Source organism: Mesorhizobium sp. LSJC280B00 (genome assembly GCF_000502835.1).
Classification (GTDB): domain Bacteria; phylum Pseudomonadota; class Alphaproteobacteria; order Rhizobiales; family Rhizobiaceae; genus Mesorhizobium.
In genome coordinates, this window is record NZ_AYVL01000009.1 from 52,916 (window position 1) to 74,064 (window position 21,149).

17 protein-coding genes and 1 tRNA gene are annotated in these 21,149 nt (G+C 62.9%); 13 read left to right on the forward strand and 5 right to left on the reverse strand.

The window, feature by feature from the left end:
- The first annotated feature begins 20 nt into the window (after positions 1-20).
- Both X773_RS54615 and X773_RS54620 read left to right on the forward strand, forming a co-directional pair.
- Positions 21-2,174, forward strand: coding sequence for an indolepyruvate ferredoxin oxidoreductase subunit alpha (locus X773_RS54615; RefSeq protein WP_023676847.1), 2,154 nt, complete (start codon positions 21-23; stop codon positions 2,172-2,174).
- Positions 2,167-3,762 (forward strand): indolepyruvate oxidoreductase subunit beta family protein, encoded by a 1,596-nt coding sequence (locus X773_RS54620; RefSeq protein WP_023676848.1) that lies wholly within the window; start codon positions 2,167-2,169, stop codon positions 3,760-3,762. Before X773_RS54615 ends, X773_RS54620 begins: the two co-directional genes overlap by 8 nt.
- Before the next feature lie 36 nt (positions 3,763-3,798).
- Here the strand turns inward: X773_RS54620 and X773_RS54625 are convergent.
- Positions 3,799-3,874: transfer RNA gene (locus tag X773_RS54625), tRNA-Thr, on the reverse strand.
- Positions 3,875-4,228: 354 nt separating this feature from the next.
- Between X773_RS54625 and X773_RS54635 the strand changes: the two genes are divergently transcribed.
- Positions 4,229-5,392, forward strand: coding sequence for a hypothetical protein (locus X773_RS54635; RefSeq protein WP_023676850.1), 1,164 nt, complete (start codon positions 4,229-4,231; stop codon positions 5,390-5,392).
- A gap of 102 nt (positions 5,393-5,494) precedes the next feature.
- Here X773_RS54635 and X773_RS54640 read toward each other — a convergent pair whose 3' ends face one another.
- Positions 5,495-7,096: a cisplatin damage response ATP-dependent DNA ligase gene (locus tag X773_RS54640; protein ID WP_023676851.1), complete on the reverse strand. Its 1,602-nt coding sequence runs from the start codon at positions 7,094-7,096 to the stop codon at positions 5,495-5,497.
- Positions 7,097-7,331: 235 nt separating this feature from the next.
- Positions 7,332-8,342: a ligase-associated DNA damage response exonuclease gene (locus tag X773_RS54645; protein WP_023676852.1), complete on the reverse strand. Its 1,011-nt coding sequence runs from the start codon at positions 8,340-8,342 to the stop codon at positions 7,332-7,334.
- Positions 8,343-8,449: 107 nt separating this feature from the next.
- Here X773_RS54645 and X773_RS54650 point away from each other — a divergent pair, with 107 nt between their 5' ends.
- On the forward strand, positions 8,450-9,394 hold the full coding sequence (locus tag X773_RS54650) for a methyltransferase domain-containing protein (RefSeq protein WP_023676853.1): 945 nt from the start codon (positions 8,450-8,452) through the stop codon (positions 9,392-9,394).
- A gap of 55 nt (positions 9,395-9,449) precedes the next feature.
- Positions 9,450-9,806, forward strand: a complete 357-nt coding sequence (locus X773_RS54655; protein ID WP_023676854.1) for a hypothetical protein — start codon at positions 9,450-9,452, stop codon at positions 9,804-9,806.
- 7 nt (positions 9,807-9,813) lie between these two features.
- Here the strand turns inward: X773_RS54655 and X773_RS54660 are convergent, their stop codons facing one another.
- On the reverse strand, positions 9,814-10,677 hold the full coding sequence (locus X773_RS54660) for a prephenate dehydratase (protein ID WP_023676855.1): 864 nt from the start codon (positions 10,675-10,677) through the stop codon (positions 9,814-9,816).
- A 33-nt stretch (positions 10,678-10,710) separates the two neighbouring features.
- On the reverse strand, positions 10,711-11,439 hold the full coding sequence (locus X773_RS54665) for a 3-deoxy-manno-octulosonate cytidylyltransferase (protein WP_023676856.1): 729 nt from the start codon (positions 11,437-11,439) through the stop codon (positions 10,711-10,713).
- A 192-nt stretch (positions 11,440-11,631) separates the two neighbouring features.
- Between X773_RS54665 and X773_RS54670 the strand changes: the two genes are divergently transcribed.
- The 8 genes from X773_RS54670 to X773_RS54705 all read left to right on the forward strand — a co-directional run bounded on the left by X773_RS54670 (position 11,632) and on the right by X773_RS54705 (position 21,060).
- Complete coding sequence (locus X773_RS54670; RefSeq protein ID WP_023676857.1) at positions 11,632-12,285, forward strand: cytochrome c family protein; 654 nt, start codon at positions 11,632-11,634, stop codon at positions 12,283-12,285.
- A gap of 173 nt (positions 12,286-12,458) precedes the next feature.
- On the forward strand, positions 12,459-14,345 hold the full coding sequence (locus X773_RS54675) for an extracellular solute-binding protein (protein WP_023676858.1): 1,887 nt from the start codon (positions 12,459-12,461) through the stop codon (positions 14,343-14,345).
- A complete protein-coding gene (locus tag X773_RS54680; RefSeq protein WP_023676859.1) occupies positions 14,345-16,213 on the forward strand; it encodes an extracellular solute-binding protein in 1,869 nt (622 codons plus the stop codon). The genes X773_RS54675 and X773_RS54680 overlap by 1 nt, the downstream gene beginning before the upstream one ends.
- A 30-nt stretch (positions 16,214-16,243) precedes the next feature.
- Entirely contained in the window at positions 16,244-17,338 is a 1,095-nt protein-coding gene (locus X773_RS54685; RefSeq protein ID WP_023676860.1) for a microcin C ABC transporter permease YejB, read from the forward strand.
- The gene (locus X773_RS54690) at positions 17,338-18,477 is read left to right on the forward strand and encodes an ABC transporter permease (protein ID WP_036238521.1); all 1,140 of its coding nucleotides are present in this window, start codon (positions 17,338-17,340) and stop codon (positions 18,475-18,477) included. The genes X773_RS54685 and X773_RS54690 overlap by 1 nt, the downstream gene beginning before the upstream one ends.
- A 224-nt stretch (positions 18,478-18,701) precedes the next feature.
- Positions 18,702-18,935, forward strand: coding sequence for a hypothetical protein (locus X773_RS54695; protein ID WP_031211801.1), 234 nt, complete (start codon positions 18,702-18,704; stop codon positions 18,933-18,935).
- Positions 18,935-19,435 carry a PIN domain-containing protein gene (locus X773_RS54700; protein ID WP_023676863.1) on the forward strand — a complete coding sequence of 167 codons (501 nt, stop codon included), beginning with the start codon at positions 18,935-18,937 and terminating at the stop codon, positions 19,433-19,435. The genes X773_RS54695 and X773_RS54700 overlap by 1 nt, the downstream gene beginning before the upstream one ends.
- Positions 19,432-21,060, forward strand: coding sequence for an ABC transporter ATP-binding protein (locus X773_RS54705; protein WP_023676864.1), 1,629 nt, complete (start codon positions 19,432-19,434; stop codon positions 21,058-21,060). Before X773_RS54700 ends, X773_RS54705 begins: the two co-directional genes overlap by 4 nt.
- Positions 21,061-21,149: the final 89 nt, after the last annotated feature.

Sequence of the window (21,149 nt, forward strand, 5' to 3'; positions counted from 1 at the left end):
GGTAACGGAAGGAGCCCAAAATGGCCGAACGGTCTTTTGCCAAGGAAGTCGAAAAGCTCAGGCTCGGCGCCGGCGAGGAGTTTTCCGGCGAAGGCATTCTCGCCATCACCAAGGCGCTGCTGCAATGCGGCGTCGGCTATGTCGGCGGCTATCAGGGCGCGCCGATCAGCCATTTGATGGACGTGCTGGCCGACGCGCAGGATATCCTGGGCGAGCTCGGCGTGCATTTCGAGGCGAGCGCCTCGGAAGCGACCGCCACCGCCATGCTTGCGGCATCGGTGCATTATCCTATCCGCGGCGCGGCGACCTTCAAGTCGACGGTCGGCACCAATGTCGCCTCCGACGCGCTCGCCAATCTCGCTTCCGGCGGCGTCACCGGCGGTGCATTGATCATCGTCGGCGAGGATTACGGCGAAGGCTCCTCGATCATGCAGGAGCGCAGCCACGCCTTTGCCATGAAGAGCCAGGTCTGGCTGCTCGACCCGCGACCGAACCTGCCGTCGATCGTCAAGGCGGTGCAGGACGGCTTCGAGCTGTCCGAGGTTTCCAACACGCCGGTCATGCTGCAGGTCCGTATTCGCTGCTGCCATGTCCACGGCCATTTCATCGCCAAGGACAACAAGCGCCCGGCAATGACTGTGGCCGATGCGCTCGAGGCGCCGCGCCGCGACACCGGCCGCATCGTGCTGCCGCCCGCGTCCTTCCTGCACGAGAAGGAAAAGGTGCAGAAACGCTGGCCGGCGGCGGTGGATTTCATCCGCACCAACAAGATCAACGAGTTTTTCGGCCCGGAGCACGGCTCGGTCGGCATCGTCATGCAGGGCGGCATGTACAATTCGGTCGTCCGGGCGCTGCAGCGGCTCGGCCTCGCCGACACTTATGGCGACACCGACGTGCCGCTCTATGTGCTCAACGCCGTCTATCCCTTAGTCGACGACGAGTTCCTGTCCTTCTGCGAAGGCAAGGACGCCGTCCTCGTCGTCGAGGAAGGCCAGCCCAACTACATCGAACAGGCCTTTGCCGCGATGCTGCACAAGGCCGGCCGCGGCACCAGGCTCGTCGGCAAGGAACATCTGCCTATGGCCGGCGAATATACCGGCCAGGTGATGCTCGACGGCATCGGATCGTTCCTGCGTGCCACCATCCCGCATCTGCTGCCAAGCGAGGTCCGCGCGCCGAACAAGATCGGCGACGGGCTCGACACCGCCGACCTGATCAACGTCGTCCCGGGCCGGCCGCCCGGCTTCTGCGTCGGCTGCCCGGAGCGGCCGATCTTCGCCGCCACCAAGCTGGTCGAGCAGGAGCTGGGCAAGCACCACATCGCCTCCGACATTGGCTGCCATCTGTTCTCGATCATGCCGCCTTTCGAGCTAGGTGCCACTACCATGGGCTACGGGCTGGGGCCGGCCTCGGCTTCGGCGTTCAATTCGCCCGATGCCAAGCGCCGCTCGATCTCCTTCGTCGGCGACGGCGGCTTCTGGCACAACGGTCTGACCTCGTCGATCGGCAACGCGGTGTTCAACAAGAACGACGGCGTCATCGTCATCGTCGACAATTTCTATTCGGCCGCGACCGGAGGGCAGGACATCCTGTCGTCCCGCGCCGGCAACAAGACCAAGTCGACCAAGCACCCGATCACCGAGGCGGTGAAGGGCATGGGCGTCAAATGGCTGCGCCACATCGACCGCACCTACGACGTAACCAAGATGCAAGACACGCTGCGCGAGGCGCTGACGACGGACGAGAAGGGCCCGAAAGTCATTGTCGCCTCGTCCGAATGCATGCTCAACCGGCAGCGCCGCGAAAAGCCGCTGGTCGACAAGGCGATCAAGGGCGGGACGCGCATAGTCAAGCCGAAATTCGGTGTCGACGAAGATATCTGCACCGGCGACCATGCCTGCATGCGGCTCTCCGGCTGTCCGTCGCTTTCGGTGAAGTCGCTCGACGATCCGTTGCGCGACGATCCGGTGGCGCATATCGACCAAAGCTGCGTCGGTTGCGGCAATTGCGGCGAGGTCGCCGATGCGGCGGTGCTCTGCCCGTCCTTCTACCGCGCCGATGTCGTGCACAATCCGAGCCGCTGGGACCGTTTCCTTGAAGCCGCGCGGCGCGCCACGATCAGTCTCTTGCAGCGGCGCCGTGAAAGCCGGCGCCTGATATTCGCCGATGCTTGACGCTAGCCCATCAACCCGTTCCAAGGCCGGCGCGCCGGACGACGAGCGCGTCATAAAGCTTGCCGTGCTCGCGGTCGGCGGCCAGGGCGGTGGCGTGCTGGCCGACTGGATCACCGACGTCGCCGAGCGCAACGGCTACGTCGCGCAATCGACCTCGGTCGCCGGCGTCGCCCAGCGCACCGGCGCCACCATCTATTATGTCGAAATGTGCCGCGACACCGGCCGCCTGCCGGTCTTCGCGCTGTCGCCGTCGCAGGGCGACGTCGATATATTGATCGCCGCCGAACTGATGGAAGCCGGCCGCGCCATCATCCGCGGCTTCGTCACGCCCGAGCGCACGACGCTGATCGCCTCGTCGCACCGCATCGCCGCGGTCTCGGAGAAGATCGAGCCCGGCGACGGTCGCGCCTCGTCCGCCAAGGTGCATGCCACGGCGGAAGCCGCGGCCAAGCGCTTCATTGCCTTCGACATGGAGAAGATCGCCGCCGACAATGGCTCGATGATCTCGGCCAGCCTGCTCGGCGCGCTGGCCGGCTCCGACGCCTTGCCGTTCAGTCGCGAAAGCTATGAGCAGGCGGTCAGTGCCGGCGGCCGCGGTGTGAAGGCCAGCCTCGCCGCCTTCGGCGCCGCCTACGATCGGGCGCGCGGCATCGCGAGTGCGCCTTCGGGCGACAAGACTGCACAGCCGGCGGCCGCTGAAACCCGCTCGGGCGCCGCGACAAAAGTCAGCGGCCCGGAAAGCCTGTTGAAGGGCTGGCAACAACTGGCGGCGCGCGTCGCCGCGTTGCCGGCACCTGTGCACGACATGGCGCTTCGCGGCCTGAAAAAAGTCGTCGACTACCAGGACATCGCCTATGGCGGCGAGTATCTCGACCGGCTCGACCGCGCGGTCGTCCTGGACGATGCCGAACACGCCTACGCGCTGTCGATCGCCGCCGCCAAGCATCTGGCCAACGCGATGTGCTACGACGACATGATCCGCGTCGCCGACCTGAAGACGCGCTCTAGCCGCGACCGACGCGTACGCCGTGAGGTCGGCGTCAAGGACGGCTCGGTCCTGCAGGTGACCGAATATTTCCATCCGCGCATCGAGGAATTCTGCGGCACGCTGCCGGCCGGGCTCGGCAGCTACATCGAAAGCCGGCCGATGCTCGCCGCCTTCCTCGACCGCCGCATCAACCGCGGCCGCCATATCCGCACCGACAGTTTTGCCGGCTTTGCCGCATTGTGGTTCATCGGCGGCCTGCGCCGCTGGCGCCGCCGGCTGCTGCGCCACAAGGTCGAGACCGCGCATATCGAGCGCTGGTATGCGCTGGCGCTGGGCCAAGTCGGCGAGGACTACGCGCTTGGCACGGAGATCCTCAACTGCCGCCGGCTGATCAAGGGCTACAGCGACACCCACGCCCGCGCGCAGTCGAAATTCGACCGGGTGCTGTCGGTACTCGACCTGGTCAAGGGCCGCCCGGACGCCGCAGACTGGACCCGGCGCCTGCGCGAAGCCGCGCTGAAGGACGAAAAGGGCGACATGCTCGACGGCGCGCTGAAGACGGTGGCGTCGCTGGGCGACGGCGACGTTCCATCAAGTTGATCTGTGAAATGGTCCCGTTTAATTCATCGAGAATTTTGGTGCCGCTTAGGTGACTCGAACACCTGACCCCATCATTACGAATGATGTGCTCTACCAACTGAGCTAAAGCGGCCCGGGAAGCCGAGCTTCCAGGATGGGCTGCGTGATAGACGCAACCGGCCGCGAATTCAAGATGGCAGTCGCGATTTCAGGACGAGGCAATTCGTGCCGCCTCCGGCCGGGCGCAAGGGCAGCCGCCGCGCGGATCTACCATTGGCCGCGTGATGCCGCATCGGCACGCCGCGCGACCGCCACGTTGGCCGTGACCGGGAAAATCAGCGAAAAATGTTGATTCCTTTACCGAAAACCGCCGAAATGAGCTTTGTGCCCCTCGGCAAGGCAGAATGCGGCCGCTCGCTTGTTGATTGATTGGTCGCCTGCGGCTAACGATCATGGCAATGTGAGTGAAATTGCAGAGGGAATTCGCTTGGACGCGATCGAAAAAGCGATCCGCAATGCCTTCGAGAAAGGCAATGCCGACGACCGGGCGTTTCGCGAGCGGGTCTATCGATCGGCTTTCGCGGCACTCGACCGTGCCCTGCAGGCCAATCCAAACGTCACGGTGGAGGTCGCCATCAAGCGCCGCAAGGCGGTCCAGGCGAAGATCACCGAAATCGAATCGGAATTCCTGCCGGCGGTTGCCGACGTCGCCGCGCCGACCGACAGTTTGCAGGCAGCACCGGCGGTGGAGCCTCCGGCTGAAACTGAAACCGAAGCCGAGCCCGCGCCGTCGCCCGATGTCGTCGTTGACGGTCCAGCGCAGCCGCCCGAATCCGATGCGCCGCGGTCGCGCGTCCTGCCGGTCGTTCCCGACATCATGCCCGATGCGCCTGTTCCCGAGGCGCCGGTGATCGACATGGGGGCCTCGGTTCCGACCGAAGCCGACGTCGAAACCGACGATGCGGAAGTGACGCCCGACCGCGACGACCGGCGGGCGAGGCGGCGGCGCCTGCCCTTGACCGCGATCTTCTTCGGTGTGACGCTGCTCGCAGCCGCCGGCATCGGCCTTTATTTCGCCAACCAGACCGGCGTCTTCAAATCGGCGACCGAGCTCGACACAGCGCCACCGGAAGCGCCGCCAACGGTCGACGGCGAAGATTTCACGCCGGACGACACCGCTTCGCCGCCGAAGCAGGGCGAGCAGGACGAGGCGCGCGACTGGATCAACGTTTTTTCGCCGGGTGACCCGACGCAGGTCAATGCACCGTCGGACGCCAAGGCCGACGTCATCCAGGACGAAAGCGGTTCCTTCCTGCGCATCCGCTCGGGGGCATCCGGCTCGGCCATCAGCTTCGACGTCGGACAAGGCGTGTTGGAAAAACTAGCCGGCAAGCATGCCACATTCGACATCATCGCGCGCTCCGAGGAGGGGCAGGAGACGCAGATTTCCGTCGATTGCAATTTCGGCGAACTCGGCGACTGCGGCCGCAAGCGCTATGCGGTCGGTCGCGAGCGCAATGAATATCTGTTCGACGTGCGCTTTCCCGACAAGCGTCCGGGTGCTGCCGGCACCATCGCCATCAATTCCGACTTCGATAAGCAGGGCAAGTCGGTCGACATCTACGAGATCCGCGTTTCAGTCGTTCCCTAAAGCACGTCGCGTTCGGACCGGTCTTATGCGACGCACTTTAGGTTCTTGTTTTGATGCATGTCGTTACCGCAAAACCGCTGCACACTTTTTGCTCGACATGCATTAACTATCGAGCAGCGCCTGCAGCGTCTCGATGCGGTCGGCTTCGGCCGCCGGCTTGTCCCAGCGCAGCCGCGAAATGCGCGGAAAGCGCATGGCAACGCCGGATTTGTGCCGCGTCGAGCGGTTGATCCCTTCGAAGGCTACCTCAAGCACCAGCCCGTTCCTGCGGTCGGCACGCACCGAGCGCACCGGGCCAAAGCGCTCGATCGTATTGTCGCGGACATATTTGTCGATCTGCCTCAGTTCCTCGTCGGTGAAGCCGAAATAGGCTTTTCCCACCGGCACCAGCTCCTCCGATCCTTCCGGCCCGGACCAGACGCCGAATGTGTAGTCGGAATAGAAGCTCGAGCGCTTGCCATGGCCACGCTGGGCATACATCAGCACGGCGTCGACCGTGTGCGGATCGCGCTTCCATTTGAACCACGGACCCTTCGGCCGCCCGGCCACATAGGGCGAATCCCAGCGCTTCAGCATGACGCCTTCGATGACCGGATGCAGCGGCTTGCGGCGCAATTCCTCGAGTGCCTGCCAGTTGGTGAATTCGACCAGCGGCGACAGATCGAAGCGGCTCGGATCGAGTGTCCTGACGAAGGCCTCGAGCCGGCCGCGCCGTTCGCGGAAGGGAAGTCCGCGCACATCCTCGTCACCAATCTGCAGCGCATCGTAGCAGCGCATGAAGGCCGGGTATTGCTGCTGGATCTTGGGTGACACGCTCTTGCGGTTCAGCCGCTGCTGCAGGTCCGAGAACGTGCCTGTCGCCTGCCTGGGGTCTCCGACCAGAAGCTCGCCGTCGAGGGCGCCGGAAAAATCCATCGCCTCCGCAAGGTCCGGAAAGGCACCCGAGACATCGTCACCGGTGCGCGAATAGAGCCGGCGAATGCCGCCTTCGCAAACCGCCTGGACGCGGATGCCGTCCCATTTCCATTCGGCCGCGTAGTCGGCCGGGTCGAGCTTTTCGAGGTCGCCGTCGCCGACGGCATTCGACAGCATCACTGGCCTGAACAGCGCCAGCGCCGTCTTCCTGGGTTTTTCCGCTTTACCCTCCAGCCAGGCGAACAGCGCGAGATAGGGCGGCGTCAGCCCGTGCCAGAGTTCCTCGATCTCGGCGATTTCGACCTTGCCGAAATCGGCCAGCGCCTGCTTGGCAAGCCGCGCCGAGACGCCGATGCGCAGGCCGCCGGTGACCAGCTTTATGATGGCAAAGCGCGCCGAAGTGCTGGCGCTGTCGAGCAGCCGGGCCAGCACTTGCGGCCCGTCGGAACGGCTCGCCGCCTGCAGCTTGGCCACCACCTCGGCCAGCGTCGGCTCGTGGTTCGCAATGTCGACCGGCGCCTGCGGCCAGACCAGCGATACGGTCTCGGCCAGGTCGCCGACATAGTCGTAGGAATAGCCGAACAGCACCGGATCCATGCGCTCGATCACCAGTGTGCGCAGCATCGCCGGCTTGACCGCGGCGATGGACAGATCGCCGGTGATGGCCGCCAGCGCCAGCCCGCGGTCCGGATCCTCGACGCTGCGGAAATAATCGGTCAAAAGCGTCAGCTTGCCGTTGCGCGACGGCGTCAGCACCAGCCGGTCGAGAAGCTCGGCGAAGCGGTTCATGAGTGGCGCGCCAAGGGGGGAAGCTTGCGATCCTTCGCGCCCCTCTCTGTCCTGCCGGACATCTCCCCCACGAGGGGGGAGATTGGCAGTTTCGTCCTTGCCACCCGTCCAGCAACGTTGGTGGTTGGCGAAAGCCGGCGCGACATCCAATCTCCCCCCTCGTGGGGGAGATGTCCGGTAGGACAGAGAGGGGCGCCGTAGAGCTCTGCGCAGGTGACCATCGAACCTCGCATTCTCAATCGCCCTCGTCCTCATAACCAACGAGATGCAGCGGCCGAGCCGCAATGCCTTCGAGCTCGCACCAGCGCACCAGCGCCTCCTCGCGGCCATGCGTTACCCAGATTTCTTCGGCGCCGGTCTCCTTGATCGTGGCGGTCAACTCGCCCCAGTCGGAGTGGTCGGAAATGATCAGCGGCAGCTCGACGCCGCCCTGCTTGGCGCGCTGGCGGATGCGCATCCAGCCTGAGGCGAAGCACGACATCGGATCGGGAAAACGCCGCGCCCAGCGATCGGCGAAGGCGGATGGCGGGCCGACGACGATGGCGCCGGCAAAGTCGCTTTTTTGGCCGGTCTCGACGGTCGCCGGTTCCAATGTGCCGAGATCGATATTCTGGCTCTGGTAATACTCGCTGAGCTTGGCCAGCGCGCCGTGGATGTAGATCGGCTTTTCGTAGCCGGCATCGCGCAGCAGCCGCATGACGCGCTGCGCCTTGCCCAGCGCATAGGCGCCGACCAGATGCGTTCGCTCGGGAAACTGCTCGGTCGATTTCAGCAGCCGGGCGATCTCTTCGGTATCGGGCGGATGCCGAAACACCGGCAGACCGAACGTCGCCTCGGTGATGAAGACGTCACACTTGAGCGGCTCGAACGGCTCGCAGGTCGCGTCCTTCTGGCGTTTATAGTCGCCGGACGCGACGATGCACGTACCCTGATGCGCGACCTTGATCTGGGCCGAGCCAAGCACATGACCAGCCGGGTGAAAGCTGACGGCCACACCGCCAAGCGCAATCGTCTCGCCGAGCACGGCGGCTTGCGTCGTTCCGGCAAAACTGTCGCCGTAGCGCAGCCCCATGATGTCGAGCGTCTGCTGCGTCGCCATCACCGAGCGGTGGCCGGAGCGGGCATGGTCGGAATGGCCATGTGTGATCAGCGCCCGGTTGACCGGCCGCACCGGGTCGATGAAGAAATCGCCGGGCGGGCAATACAGCCCTTCCGGCCGGGGATGAAGCAGGTCGCTGGCGCGCATGGCCCCAAGATAGGCGCTAATTCCGGCGCGGGAAGCCTGTTGTATGTCACTGCTGACTCCAGCATAGAGCGCAAGCCGGCTGCAAACACCCGGCGGAACCCGATCGCATGAAATCGCTCCAGACCTCGTCCGGCGATTTGACCGCCGACCGCCGCGCCGACTATGCCGAAATGCTCTATGCATCCGGCGATCATGCGGCAGCGGCGGAATTGCTGCTCGGCGCGCTCGAACTGGCGCCGCAATGGCCAGCCGGCTGGTTCCGCCTCGGCGAGATGCAGGAAGCGGCGGGCGCGCGCGATCGTGCCGCGCAGGCCTGGACGACGGCACTGCGGCTCGACCCGGCGGACAGGCTCGGCGCGGTGCTCAAGCTGCAATTGATCGGCAGGGCAGCGGCGGCCCAGGCGCCGCCCAGCGCCTTTGTCGAGACGCTGTACGACCACTATGCCGGGAGTTTCGAGGCTGAACTGGTCGACAGGCTCGGCTATCGTCTGCCCGAATGCCTCGACCGCGCCATCCAGGCAGCACGGCCGGGCCGGTTTTCGCTGGCGCTCGATCTCGGCTGCGGCACCGGCCTCATGGGCCAGAAGCTGCGGCCGATCGCCGACCGGCTGGAGGGTTACGACATCTCGGCCGCCATGCTGAGGCAGGCGCGCGCCAAAGGCGTCTACGATCTGCTCGTCAAGACGGACCTGCAGGATTTTTGCTATTCTGGCCCGAAAGCCGATCTGGTGACGGCGGCCGATGTGTTCATCTATGTCGGCGCACTCGAAAAGGTGGTGAACAAGATTGCCGGAATGCTTGCCGGCGGCGGTCTGTTTGCGTTGTCCGTCGAGACGCTCCCGGGCGGAGAATCGTCTGACAGCGCCGGCTTCGCCCTGCTGCCGTCCCGCCGCTACGCGCATTCCCAAAGCTATGTAGAGCGGGTTCTGGACGCCGACGGCTTTTCAGTCCTGTCGCTGCAGGCAACGATCATCCGGCAGGATCGCCGCCAACCGGTCGAAGGGCTGGCCGTAGTGGCAAGCTTGCTTTCCGGCAGCGTAAAATCTGGCTAAGACTTCTGCCGCTGCGCATGAGAAGCCGCAGCTGCGAACGACAAGGAGCACGTTCATGCGCTGGAACATGACGGTCTTGGCATCTTGCCTGGCGATGGCCGGCTGCGTCGGCAATTCGATGTCCGAACGGCAGGACGAAAACGTCCAGTCCTCGCTGCAATATGACAAGGTGCCTTGCGATCAATTGCTGGCGCAACGAAACGGCCTGGCGCAGCAATATCATCTGCCGGTGGACGCCAAGCCGTCCTTCTCCAACCCGGCGACGGGCTTTGGCCCGTTCACGCCGGATATGCGCTCGAAAGCCAAGCGCGATGCCGACCAGGCAAGCGGCAAGATCGACGCCATGAACCGGTCGATTGCCCGCCGCGAATGCGGCAAGCCGGCCAAGCAGAACAAGCTCGGCCTGACCTGACCGGATCCTAATCCGCCACCTTCCACTGCTCGCGCGAGGCGCTGGCGGGATAGACGCCGAGAATGCGCATTTCGCGCGAGAAAAAGCGCAACTCGTCGAGTGCCAGCTTCACCAGCGGATCGTCGGGATGGCCCTCTATGTCGGCGTAGAACAGCGTCGCCGTAAACGCGCCGAGCTGGTAGCTTTCCAGCTTGGTCATGTTGATGCCGTTGGTGGCAAACCCGCCCATCGCCTTGTAGAGCGCCGCCGGCACGTTGCGGACGCGGAAGATGAAGGTCGTCATCATCCTGGCGTCGGCCGAGGGGCGCTCGGCCCATTGCTTGTTCTTGGTCAGCACGACGAAGCGGGTGACGTTGCTGTCGGTGTCCTCGACATTCTCCTCGATGATGTCGAGTCCGTAGAGGGTCGAGGCCAGCGCCGGCGCCAGCGCGGCCATGGTGCGGTCCTTCATCGCGGCGACCATCTTGGCGGCGCCCGCGGTGTCGCCGGCAACCGTCGCCTTCCAGCCGTTCTTGCGGATGTATTTGCGGCATTGGCCGAGCGCGTGGATGTGGCTGTGCACGGTCCTGATCTCGTCGCGCCTGACGCCGCGCAGCACCATCAGCTGGAAGTGGATCGGCAGAAAGTATTCGCCGATGATGTGCAGCTTCGATTCCGGCAAGAGGTGATGAATGTCGGCGACGCGGCCGGCAATGGTGTTCTCGATCGGGATCATCGCCAGATCGGCCTTGCCGGTCTCGACGGCGTTGAAGGCGTCCTCGAAGGTCGGGCACGGCAACGGCTCCATCGACGGGAACATGTTGCGGCAGGCGGTGTCGGAATTGGCGCCCGGCTCGCCCTGGAAGGATATTTTGTTGGTCTTTTCAGGCATGCGCAGAGTCTCGGGAATTGGGGGAAGAATTTCTTAGTTGGAAAGGAGCGCCCTGGCGCGTTCGAGATCGTCCGGCGTATCGACGCCAAGCGGCACCGACTGGACGATCTCCGCATCGATGCGCATGCCGGCCTCCAGCGCCCGCAACTGCTCCAGCCGCTCGCGGCGCTCCAGCGGCGACGGCCTTAGCGCAACGAAGCGTTCGAGTGCGGCGCGGCGATAGGCATAGAGGCCGATATGATGGTAGAGCGGGCCTTCGCCCCAAGGGGCGGTGGCGCGGGTGAAATAGAGCGCCCTGAGCCGCGTCGTCGAGAGTGGCGAGCCGACCAGCTTGACGACGTTCGGATTGGTCTTTTCCTCGTCGCGTACGATCTCGACGCAGAGCGTGGCGATGTCGACCGCTGCGTTCTCGAAAGGCTTCAGCGCGGCGCCGATAACAAGGGGGTCGATGGTCGGCAGATCGCCCTGCACATTGACGATGGTCTCGACGCTGTTGCCAGGGTCGAGAATGGTCAGCGCTTCGAAGATGCGGTCGGAACCGGTTTCGTGGTCCGCCCGCGTCATCACCGCCTCGAAACCATGCGCGCGCACCGCCTCCGCAACGCCTTGCGTATCGGTGGCGACGACGACCCGGCCGAGCCCGGCCTCGGCAGCGCGGCGGGCGACGTGGACGATCATTGGAGTGCCGGCAATGTCGGCGAGCGGCTTGCCCGGCAGGCGGGTCGAGGCCATGCGGGCCGGGATCAGGATGAGGGTGGACATGAGGCGGGCAGGGGCTCGAAAAAGAGGAGGACAAAAGTGGCAAAAGGTCTCACTGGCAGCGCCCTTATAGGTGTTGCAACGCCGGAGCAAAAGACCTAGTTTCCGCGCGATTTGACCGCCTCGCAGGGTGGTTCACGATACCGACGGACGGAGTGGACGGATCGGTCCGCCGGAAAAGGGAGCCTGGGGCGTATGGATTCCAACGAAGTCAACAAGCTGCTCGCCGGTCTCCTCGGCACCGTGTTCATCGTCTTTTCCGTTGGCATCGTGTCCGACGCGCTGTTTGCCTCGCCGGCGCCGGAAAAGCCCGGCTTCGCCATCGAGGCGACCGAGCCCGCCGAAGGCGGCCCGGCCGCTCCCGCCGCGGCCGTGAAGCCGATTGCCGAGCTGCTGACCACTGCCAACGCCGAAGCGGGCGCCGCCATCTTCAAGAAATGCCAGGCTTGCCACTCCGGCGAAAAGGGTGGCCCCAACAAGGTCGGCCCCGATCTCTGGGACATCATCGACCGTCCGGTCGCCGAGCATGAGGGCTTTGCCTATTCGGCCGGCATGAAGGAGTTCTCCAAGGGCGGCAGCGAGAAGTGGACCTACGACAATCTCAACCACTTCATCACCTCGCCGAAGAAGTTCGTGAAGGGCACCGCGATGGGCTTCGCCGGCCTGCCCAAGGATGAGGACCGCGCCAACGTCATCGCCTATCTGCGCACGCTGTCGGACAATCCGAAGCCGCTGCCGGCGCCCGGCGCCTCGGCCGAAAATGAGCCCGCCAAGCCGCCCGAAGGTGCGGCCCCTGCCAAGCCGGCAGAAGGCGCGGCGCCAGCCGCCCCGGCGGCACCCGCAAAATAACAAAACTGTAATGACATTATCCTTGAAAAAGCCGGGTTCAGCCCGGCTTTTTCGTTAGGAAAAATGCATATGCGACGACAAAGCCGCTCGGTTGCGGTTTTCAGCGCCGCCAAATGATCTAGATTGGGCCCAGACGCTATGGTGACGGCGCTATATCGCGAAGAGGAGAACGCATGACGGTTGGCCGAGCGCGGACGCTTCTGAAATCGGTGCTGATGCTGGCTGCCTTTGCCGGCGGCCTGCAGGCGGCCTTTGCGGACGAATGGCGCACGACCTCCTCGCTGATCGGCGAATCCAAATACGGCGACAATTTCCAGCACTACGACTACGTCAATCCGGATGCGCCGAAGGGCGGCACGCTGAATTCGGTGGTGCTCGGCACGTTCGACAGCTTCAATCCCTATATTGTGCAGGGTTCGTTCGCCGCCGGCTTCGCCCAATTCGGCGGCGGCCTGCTCTACGACACGCTGATGGAGCAGGCGACCGACGAGGGCAGCACCAGCCATACGCTGATCGCCGACGCCTACAAATATCCGGCCGACTATTCCTCGGCGACCTACCGGCTCGATCCGCGGGCCAAATGGCATGACGGCCAGCCGATCACCACCGAGGACGTGATCTGGTCGTTCCAGGTGCTGAAGGCCAACAGCCCGATGTACAGCCGCTATTTCGAGAACGTCACCGACGCGGTCGCGATCTCCGATCGCGAGGTCGAGTTCCATTTCAGCCAGAAGGGCAACCGCGAACTGCCGAAGATCCTCGGCGATCTCGTCGTGCTGCCCAAGCATTGGTGGGAAGGCACCGATGCCAAAGGCAAGAAGCGCGATATCACAAGGCCGACGCAGGAGCCGCCGCTCGGCTCCGCAGCTTACAAGATCGCCAGCTTCAAGCCGGGCTCGGAAATCGTCTGGCAGCGCGTGCCGGATTACTGGGCGGCCAAACTGCCGGTGAAGATCGGCCGCGAGAATTTCGACAGGCAGCGTTTTACCTATTTTCTCGACGACAATGCCTCCTGGCAGGCCTTCACCAAGGGCGGATTCCAGGATCTTCGCCCTGAGTCACGTGCCCAGCGATGGGCAGTCGAGTATAATTTCCCGGCCATCAAGGCGGGGGACGTCATAAAAGCGGAATATCCTACGACGTCGCCGGAACCCATGCAGGCCTATGTCATGAATACGCGCCGGCCGCTTTTTCAGGACGTGCGCGTGCGCGAGGCTCTGACCCACGCCTACGATTTCGAGAGCATGAACCGCACCATCTTCTTCGGCGCCTATACGCGCACGGACAGTTACTTCGAAGGTGGTGATTTGGCCTCAAGCGGCCTGCCGCAGGGGAAGGAATTGGAAATCCTGCAACAATATCGCGACAAGCTGCCGCCCGAACTATTCACCCAGGAGTTCAAGCTGCCCGTCTACAACACGCCGCAGTCGGGGCGTGAAAATCTTCGGAAAGCCTATGAGCTTTTGAAGCAAGCGGGGTGGATCAACCGAGGCGGCAAGCTGGTCAATGAAAAGACCGGCGAACCGTTCAGGATCGAGTTTCTGGGCAACGATCCCGTGGACGAACGCGTTGCCGCGCCTTTGATCGATAATCTCAAACGCCTCGGCATCGACGCGACGCTGCGTATTGTTGACGACAGCCAGTACACAAACCGGACCCGCGCCTTCGATTTCGATATGCTGGCGCTTGCAGGCTTCCAGCAATCCAACTCGCCGGGCAACGAACAGCGCGATTTTTTCAGCTCCACTGCAGCCGATACCTCCGGGTCACGCAATTTGGCGGGCATCAAGAACCCGGTCGTCGACGCGCTTATCGACCGAGTGATCTTTGCCACCGATCGGGACGATCTCATGGTGGCCACCCATGCGCTGGACCGAGTGTTGCTCTGGAATTATTACATGATCCCACAATGGCACCTGGGAAAAATTCGTGTCGCCTACTGGAACAAGTTCGGCATTCCGGCAAAGCAGCCAAGCTACCTAGGCGTCGACCAGAATTCCTGGTGGATCGACCCGGACAAGGAAAAGGCGCTGGCGGCCAAATACAAGAGCGGCAATTGATGGCAGCGCTGCCTCGTCGCGACTTCCTCGCCCTGGGCGGTGCTGCCGCCGCTGCGGCACTGCTGCCAGGCCGAGCTTTCGCGGCCATTCCGACCGGCGTGAAACTGCACGGGTTGTCAGCTTTTGGCGATCTCAAATACGGGCCGGATTTCACGCATTTCGACTATGTCAATCCAGACGCTCCCAAGGGCGGCCGGATGAATTTCGGCCCGCCGAACTCCACCCTCAATCAGAGCTTTCTGACTTTCAACACGTTGAACTCGCTGGTGTTGAAGGGGGATTCGCCGCCGCGCACCGAGCTCTGTTTCGATTCGCTGATGGCAAGGGCGCTCGATGAGCCGGATGCGGTCTACGGCGTGCTTGCCGAATCCGTTACCTTGTCGCAGGACCGCAACGGCTTCCGCTTCAGCCTGCGGCCACAAGCACGCTTCCATGACGGCTCGCCCCTGACGGCCGAGGACGTTGCCTTCGCCTTGAACCTCTACAAAGACCGGGGACACCCGAACCTTTCCCAAGCGCTGCGGCATATGACGGATGCGGTCGCAATCGATCCGCTTACTGTCAGCCTTACCTTCAACGGCAAACAGTCGGCGCAGAATATCCTCGCGATCGCCGTAATGCCGATCGTGTCCAAAGCCTTCTATACGGCCAATGATTTCGACGCCTCGACGATGACCCCGCCGCTCAGCTCCGGGCCGTACAAGATGGGACGGGTCGTGGCCGGGCAGACTATCGAATATGAACGCGTCGCCGACTATTGGGGGCGCGATCTCGCCGTGAACCGCGGGCTTAATAATTTCGACCGTATCCGTATCGATTTCTATCTTGATCGCCAGGCAGCGTTTGAAGCGTTCAAGAAAGGCGATACGCATTTTCGCGAGGAATTCACCGCGCGGGTATGGGCGACCGGTTACGACTTTCCGGCCCTGAAGGACGGCAGGGTCGTCAAACGGGAATTTCCCGGCGAGAAATCGCCCGACATGCAGGCTGTCGCGCTGAACCAGCGCCGGCCGCAATTCCGCGATGTGCGCGTGAGACAGGCGATCGCCTATTGCTTCGATTTCGAATGGACCAAGCGGGTACTGTTTTTCGGCTCCTACGAGCGCTCGCAATCGAACTTCGAACGATCGGACTACAAGGCCGAGGGCCTGCCCTCGCCCCAGGAATTGAAACTGCTGGAGCCGTTTCGAGCCGAGTTGCCGCCGGAAACCTTCGGCGAACCGGTGGTGCAACCCGTCTCGGACGGTTCCGGTCACGACCGTAAGGTGCTGCGCGAAGCTTCGAGACTGCTTGCCGAAGCCGGCTGGAAGCGAGCGGGCAATTTCGTCGTCAATGAGAAGGGCGAGCGACTGCGGGTGGAAATGCTGGCCGAGGACGAGGGTCTCGTTCGCATTTTCGCGCCGTGGTCCGAGAATATGAAGGCGATTGGCATCGACGCTTCGATCCGGCAGGTCGATTCGACGCAATTTGAAGCGCGGCAAAGCAACTACGATTTCGATTTCAACATGCTACATTGGTTGATCGGGGCGACGCCTACTGCCGACGGCCTGGAAATCCTCTACAATTCCCGGATGGCGAAAACGCCGGGGATGCGCGACTATCCGGGCACGGAAAGCAAAGCCATCGACGCGCTGATCGAGGCAGCCGGCAAGGCGCAGAGCCGGATCGAACTCGTCACAGCGCTCAACGCGCTCGATCGGGTCTTGCGCGCGCGGCTAGACTGGATTCCAACATATCATCTGGCGAATCACCGGGCAGCCTTCTGGGACATGTTCGGCTTTCCCGCTCAAAAGCCGGATTACGACTTTCCGGTCGAGACGCTGTGGTGGTTCGACAAAGACAAGGCGGCAAAGATTGGCAAAGCCTGAGATTTTTGCACAAGCGAGGCAGGGAACCTGATGGGCGCCTATATACTGCGCCGCATCCTTTTGATGATCCCGACCCTGTTCGGCATCATGGCGGTGTCATTTGCCGTCATCCAGTTTGCTCCAGGCGGGCCGGTCGAGCAGGTCATCGCCAGGCTGACCAACCAGGGCGGCAGCGATCGCCTCGGCGGCGGCGGGGGTGATGCCGGCGGCGCCAATTTCGATGTCGCCGGTGACGTCGGCTCGAAATACCGCGGCGCGCAAGGGCTCGATCCGGAATTCATCAAGAAGCTGGAGAAGCAGTTCGGTTTCGACAAGCCGCCGCTCGAGCGCTTCGGCATGATGCTGTGGAACTATCTCCGCTTCGATTTCGGCGACAGCTACTTCCGCGACATCTCAGTGCTCGACCTGATCCTGGAAAAGATGCCGGTGTCGATCTCGATCGGGCTGTGGATCACGCTTTTATCCTACCTGATCTCGATCCCGCTCGGCATCCGCAAGGCGGTCAAGGACGGCTCCACTTTCGACGTCTGGACCAGCGGCGTCGTCATCGTCGGCTACGCCATTCCGGGCTTCCTGTTCGGCATCTTGCTGATGGTGCTGTTTGCCGGCGGCTCGTTCTGGGACTGGTTTCCGCTGCGCGGCATCACCTCCGACAATTGGGACCAGCTGTCCTGGCCGCAGCGGATCGTCGACTATTTCTGGCATATGACCCTGCCGCTGACCGCGCTGGTGCTGTCGGCCTTCGCCACGACGACGCTGCTCACCAAGAATTCCTTCCTCGAGGAAATCCGCAAGCAATATGTGGTCACCGCCCGCGCCAAGGGCCTGTCGGAGCGGCAGGTGCTCTATGGCCACGTCTTCCGCAACGCCATGCTGATCGTCATCGCCGGTTTTCCCGGTGCTTTCATCTCGGCCTTCTTCACCGGCTCGCTGCTGATCGAGAACATATTTTCGCTCGACGGCCTCGGCCTGCTCGGCTTCAACTCGGTGGTGCAGCGCGACTATCCGGTGGTGTTCGCCAATCTCTACATCTTCTCGCTGCTTGGCCTGTTCGTCGGGCTGCTGTCCGACCTGATCTACACCTGGGTCGATCCGCGCATCGACTTCGAGCGGAGAGACGTCTGATGGCGCGGACCATGGCCGAAACGGCGCCGGCTCGGATCGCGCGGCCCTTTCTGTCGCCGCTCAACCAGCGGCGTCTGCAGAACTTCAAGTCCAACCGGCGCGGCTACTGGTCGTTGTGGATATTCCTGTTCCTGTTCGTGCTGTCGCTGGTTTCGGAATTGGTCGCCAACGACAGGCCGATCATCGCCTCCTACAAGGGCGAGATCCTGTTTCCGGTCCTGGTCGCTTATCCCGAGGAGAAGTTCGGCGGCTTCTATGCCGTCACCGACTACCGCGACCCGGTCATCCAGGACGAGATCAACGCCAATGGCTGGATGATCTGGCCGCCGGTGCGCTACTCCTACCAGACCGTCAACAACGCTATTCCCGAAGCAGCACCGACCAAGCCGTCCTGGCTCTACGACAAGAAGACGCGCTGCAACCAGTATCCGAAAGGCGAGGCAGACCCCAATTGCAACGTCGGCAACTGGAACTGGCTGGGCACCGACGACCAGGCCCGCGACGTGCTGGCGCGCGTCATCTACGGCTTCAGGATATCGGTGCTGTTCGGCCTGATCCTGACCGCCGGCTCGGCGCTGATCGGCGTGGCGGCCGGCGCTCTGCAGGGCTATTTCGGCGGCTGGACCGACCTCCTGTTCCAGCGTTTCATCGAGATCTGGTCGGCGATCCCGGTGCTGTACCTGCTCTTGATCGTCGCCGCCATCCTGCCGCCTGGCTTCTTCATCCTGCTCGGATTGATGCTGCTGTTCTCCTGGGTGGCACTGGTTGGCGTGGTGCGGGCCGAGTTCCTGCGCGCCCGCAATTTCGAATATGTCAATGCGGCGCGCGCGCTCGGCGTCTCCAACATCACCATCATGTTCCGGCATCTGCTGCCCAATGCCATGGTGGCGACGCTGACCTTCCTGCCCTTCCTGCTCAGCGGCTCGATCTCGACGCTGACCTCGCTCGACTATCTCGGCTTCGGTCTGCCGCCCGGCGCCGCCTCGCTGGGTGAGTTGCTGAAGCAGGCACAGCGCAATCTCAACGCGCCATGGCTCGGCATTTCCGGCTTCGTCGTCATCTCGCTGATGCTGTCGCTGCTGGTCTTCGTCGGCGAGGCCACGCGCGACGCCTTCGATCCGCGCAAGACGTTCAGATGAGGGCGATGCAGGCTGGCATTCGGCATGTTATATTCCGGAAATGGCAATCCGGACAAAAGCGGACGTACCCTCAAGCGACCGGCGGCTTTGATCGGTGAAACACCAGTGGCAGCCATCGCTCGATCGCTGGAGAGCAAATTGGCCGATATGAGCGAACCCGGAGCCATGACGGTGTGTTGGCGTCCGTGCAGTCCGTCAATCCGCACGTTGGGGAAGGAAGGGTTATGAATAGGATCATCCTTGAACACTACCCGGCATCGAAGCTTCCGGATGAACTGCGAAAAGGCATAGCTCCGAGCGCCTCGGTCAAAGTGACAGTGGAGGAGGAGGCCAACAGGCCCCTTGGCCGCGAACAATTGCTTGAACTCATGCGGGATGCTCAGGCCAACGCGCCGGGAACAAGCCTCGACGAGGCTGTCGCGCGTGTTCGTGCCCTCCGCGATGAGTGGGAGGATTGATGGCTGCAGTCCGGCTTTATGTCGACACCAACATTTTCATCTATGCCTTTGAAAACAATGATGCGCTTGCAAAAAAACTGCTTCAGCTCATTTCACTGAACGAGGGCAGAAAGCAGCCTTTCCTGGCGACGAGTGAGATCGTGCTCGCGGAGTTGATGGTCGATCCCTTGAGAAAGAACAATGAGCGACTGATCGAGCTCTACGACAATATTTCAATCGGCAATGCCTTCATCTCAATTGGGACGATAACTCGCGACGTTCTCTGGCACGCAGCACAGTTACGTTCGGAATTCCTTTCCTTGAGATTACCAGACGCGATCCATCTTTCCACAGCGATGCACTTCGGCTGCACACAATTTCCGACCGCGGATACGAGATTGAAAGAGACCTATTCCATCGCACCAACTCGTCTCGTCCCACGTCAAATGGCAGCCAAAATATCGATCATACGACCGGAAATTTCCGCCTTGGACAGGGTTGTCGCGGAAGTTGAGCTATGACCGCCCCTCTCCTTTCGGTCCAGGACCTCAGCGTCGCCTTCACGCAAGGCGGCGACCAGTCGATCGCCGTCGACCATATTTCCTTCGACCTCGCCAGGGGCGAGACGGTGGCGCTGGTCGGCGAATCCGGCTCCGGCAAGTCGGTCACCGCGCTGTCGGTTCTGAAGCTGCTGCCCTATCCGACCGCCAGCCACCCGTCGGGAAAGATCCTGTTCCTCGGCGCCGACCTGCTTGCCGCCGACGAGAGAGACCTGCGCCGCGTGCGCGGCAACAAGATCACCATGATCTTCCAGGAGCCGATGACCTCGCTCAACCCGCTGCATACGATCGAGCAGCAGATCGTCGAGGTATTGAAGCTGCATCAGGGCCTGGGGGATCGCAAAGCCAAGGCGCGCACGCTGGAACTTCTGCACGAGGTCGGCATCCGCGAGCCGGAGAAGCGGCTCGACGCCTATCCGCACCAGCTTTCCGGCGGCCAGCGCCAGCGCGTCATGATCGCCATGTCGCTGGCCAACGAGCCTGAACTTTTGATCGCCGACGAGCCGACGACGGCGCTCGACGTCACCGTCCAGGCGCAGATCCTCGAGCTGCTCGCCGGCCTGAAAAGCCGCAAGAACATGTCGATGCTGTTCATCACCCACGATCTCGGCATCGTCAGGAAGATCGCCGACCGGGTCTGCGTGATGACCAAGGGCAAGATCGTCGAGACCGGCCCGACCAAGGAGATATTCGCCAATCCGCAGCACGCCTACACGCGGCATCTGCTTGCCGCCGAGCCGAAAGGCAAGCCGCCGGCGGCCAACCAGGCCGCCAAGCCGGTGATGGTCGGCAAGGACGTCAAGGTCTGGTTTCCGATCAAGAAGGGCTTCTTCCGGCGCACCGTCGACAATGTGAAGGCGGTCGACGGCATCGACGTCACCGTGCGGGCCGGCCAGACGCTTGGCGTCGTCGGCGAATCCGGCTCAGGCAAGACGACGCTCGGCCTGGCGCTGGCCAGGATGATCTCGTCGACCGGGACCATCCAGTTCAACGGACGCGGCATCAATCAGCTGTCCTTCAACGAAATGCGGCCGCTGCGGCGCGAGTTGCAGATCGTCTTCCAGGATCCGTTCGGTTCGCTCAGTCCGCGCATGTCGGTCGCCGAGATCATCGAGGAAGGGTTGAAGATCCACGAGCCGAAGCTGTCTCCTGATGGGCGCGACGAGCGTGTCGTCGACGTGCTGAAGGAAGTCGGCCTCGATCCGGCGACGCGCAACCGCTATCCGCACGAATTCTCCGGCGGCCAGCGCCAGCGCGTCGCCATCGCGCGCGCCATGGTGCTCAACCCGCGTTTCGTCATGCTGGACGAGCCGACCTCGGCGCTCGACATGAGCGTGCAGGCGCAGGTCGTCGACCTCTTACGCAGCCTGCAAGCCAAGCACGACCTCGCCTACCTCTTCATCAGCCACGATCTGAGGGTCATCCGCGCGCTCGCCAACGAAGTCATCGTCATGCGTAACGGCAGGATCGTCGAGGCCGGTCCTTCCGAACAGATTTTCGGCAACCCGCGGACCGACTACACAAAGGCGTTGATCTCGGCCGCCTTCAAGATCGAAACGGCGCCGGTCGGCATCGTCAGCGAGTAGATTTTCGCCAGAGATCATGCACAAAATCAAAACACTGCCGCGCCTTGCGCGTCGGAACGCGAACGCTGTTGGTAAAAAGGGAAAAACAA